The sequence below is a fragment of the Acetomicrobium mobile genome, assembly GCF_937920065.1.
In genome coordinates this window covers 1-3,265 of record NZ_CALETC010000071.1, presented here as the reverse complement: position 1 = coordinate 3,265, position 3,265 = coordinate 1, and the positions used below count along the sequence as shown (strand labels likewise).

The following is a 3,265-nucleotide window of genomic DNA, read 5'->3' as shown; positions in this document are numbered from 1 at the left end:
GGTAAGGTTGACAAATATACCTCCCATGCTATATAATTCATGGTAGATTGTGCATATTTTAACATAGTGTACTTTAAAAAGTATACTTTAAAAAGATAGAGATAATGAACTCGTTCTTTTACTAACGGCACAACATGACCTTTAAGGACATATAAAAGAAGGCCGTTCATAAACGCGCATGGAGGGAAGCTTTGCATGAAAAAGGTTGAGTATGCCGCCGGTTTTCTTGTAATCTTATGTGTAGTGATCGGAGGCAAGATATTTTTAGGCAGTAGTGACCTTTATTTCAGATTGCTAATAGGTGCAGGGTTAGGGTATACATTATCGAGGGCTTATACAGGCTTTGCCGGTAGCGTCTACAGGGCGTATAAAACCGGATCCACCAGGCTTATGAGAACGATGACGCTCATGTTTTTAATTACCGCTTTTTTGACGGCAGCCTTTTTGTTCGGATCAGATCCTGCTTCCTATAATCTTTGGATCAATCCTATAAATCTGGGATTAATCATTGGCGCCTTTCTTTTCGGCTTTGGAATGTCCCTTTCTGAATGCTGTGCAACCGGAGTACTTACAATATTTCCCTCTGCCCTTCCAAAAGCATTCATCACGCTCTTTTTCTTTGGCCTCGGAGTTTTCCTCGGTTTTCCCATACAAAGAACGGCAAGTTGGGTCAACGACTCCTGGTTTTCGACGGAGGTTGGCCTCAAGCTCGCCGGAGGAGTATTTCTCCCCGATCTTTTCAAGGGCGACGGCTTTGGAGGATATTTAGGAGCTATTTTGATTACAACCTTGTTTAGCGGGATAGTTGTATATGCGTGTTATACATACGAAAAACACAGGATTGAAACCAATACATACACAGGCCATCCCCTTGAAATCATGCAGGAACAACTTAAACCGATGAACGCAAAAACATTCAAGCTTTTTAGCGCCCAGACATACGAGCACATCTTTGTAAAACCATGGACACTAAGGGAGGGTGCTGTTGGGCTTGCTTTGCTTTTCATGTTCCTGATGGGTGTCACTAAAGCCGGTTGGGGGGCATCCACTCCTTTCGGAATATGGGTAGGTAAACTGTTTATGCTATTTGGCATGTCGCCCGAATCTATCGCCAATTTTACACATATGTCCGCCGATACATTCACACTACCCTTCTTTCGGCATGGCGCTTCGGTACAAAACTTCGGCATTCTCGTGGGCGCTTTCATATATTTGCTAACAGCCGGGCAATTTGTACAAGCGTTTAAGTCAGGGCTGCGCATGAGAAAGAAAGAGGCGGCAGTATTCGCATTAGGCGGCATCTGCATGGGATTGGGCACTCGTCTTGCAAATGGATGCAATGTCGGGGCATTATATAGCCCTATAGCTAATCTTTCGCTATCGGGGTGGATATTTTTAGTTTTTATGGTTGCAGGTGGCATCCTTAGCTGCAAAATCAGGAGCAAAATCACCGAGTAAGTAATGCCAACAAAGTGCAAACTATTAATAAATCTGCACAGGCAAATTTGTTAATATTTTAAATTACCAGGAGGTAAGTATCGATGGGAAAAAAGATTTTAATAATAGGCGGAGTGGCTGGAGGAGCTTCCGCGGCGGCAAGAATCAGAAGATTAGATGAGACTGCCAAGATCATTATATTTGAGAAAGGCCCACATGTTTCTTTCTCAAATTGTAGTCTACCCTACCGTCTTAGCGATACCGTCAATAAAACCGAAGATCTCATTTTAATGTCACCGGAAAAGTTTTTAAAACAATATAACATTGAAGCCAGAGTTAACAGCGAAGTGGTAAAAATCCAAAGAAACGAGAAAAAAATATTGGTAAGGGATCACGCAAGCGGCAGAGAATATGAAGAAAGCTACGATAAATTGATCTTGTCTCCCGGAGCACGCCCCATTTTGCCAAGAAGCATCGAAGGAATTGATAAAGAACATGTATTTACAGCAAGAAGCGTGGTAGATATTGACAGGCTATACACATATCTTAAAAAGAACAACATTGAAGACGTCGCGGTAGTCGGCGGCGGTTATATAGGGCTGGAAATAGCGGACAACTTACATTTGGCAGGTAAAAAGGTTTCCATAATAGAAGCCTCAGAACAAGTAATGGCACCTTTTGATAACGATATGGCCCAAATACTTCATAAAGAGATATACGACAAAGGCGTCAACCTCATCTTAAACGATGCCGTAGTGAAGATTGACAGCGACCACTTGGTCCTGGAATCCGGAAGAAAGGTCAACGCTAAGGCCGTAGTCGTGGCTGTTGGCGTTGCGCCGGATACGGCTCTAGCCAAAGACGCAGGGCTTGAAATCGGGGCTACAGGTGCAATCAAGGTCGACCATAACTACTTGACAAGCGATAAAGACATATATGCTATAGGCGACGCTATCGAAGTATACTCCCGCTTAGAACACAGGTACTTCACATGCGGTCTGGCCGGGCCGGCGCAAAGGCAGGCAAGAGCCGCAGCCGATCATATTTACGGCATCCCCTACAGAAATAACGGACATATATGTACTTCTATAGTCAAGCTTTTCGATCTGAACGCCGCATCGACCGGATTGAACGAAAAGCGTGCAAAGGCCACCGGGATTCCCTACGATTTCGTTTACATAATACCCCATGATAAGGTCAGCCTGATGCCAGACAGCAATATAATGCATTTTAAATTAATATACGAGTATCCAACAGGAAGAATACTGGGTGCCCAGGCTATAGGAAAGGGAAACGTCGACAAGAGGATTGATGTCATAGCTACGCTAATATTGATGGGCGGCACTTTAGAAGACGCAAAAGAGCTCGAGTTGTGTTATGCTCCTCCCTTTAGCACGCCTAAAGACGTGATCAACCACGCCGCGCTAGTTGGTTTGAACCTCTTGGACGGCAGATACGAACAGGTTCCTGTCACGAAGGTGAGGGAATTGGTGGAAAATAATGCCTTCATCGTCGATGTTCGCGAGAAAGATGAATACGATAAGGGACACCTCATAAATGCCATCAACATTCCTTTAAGCGAGCTCAGATCCAGGGTAAATGAAATACCCAAGGATAGACCCGTTTATTTGCACTGTCGTACAGGCCAAAGAAGCTATTACGCCGTGATGGCCCTACAGGGTATGGGATATAGAAACGTCTATAACGTCTCCGGTTCGTTCCTTGGTATTTGTTACTACGAGTATTACCAAGACCAAATCACAGGAAGAAAGAAAATCGTTACAGAATATATTTTCGAGTAGATAACGAAAAGGTAATTGATAAAAAT

2 protein-coding genes are annotated in these 3,265 nt (G+C 43.7%); both read left to right on the top strand.

The window, feature by feature from the left end; all coding sequences use genetic code 11:
- The first annotated feature begins 195 nt into the window (after positions 1-195).
- A complete protein-coding gene (locus Q7P41_RS03015; RefSeq protein ID WP_303882019.1) occupies positions 196-1,458 on the top strand; it encodes a YeeE/YedE family protein in 1,263 nt (420 codons plus the stop codon).
- Between the two features lie 83 nt (positions 1,459-1,541).
- The gene (locus Q7P41_RS03010; protein ID WP_303882017.1) at positions 1,542-3,239 is read left to right on the top strand and encodes an FAD-dependent oxidoreductase; all 1,698 of its coding nucleotides are present in this window, start codon (positions 1,542-1,544) and stop codon (positions 3,237-3,239) included.
- Positions 3,240-3,265 lie beyond the last annotated feature (26 nt).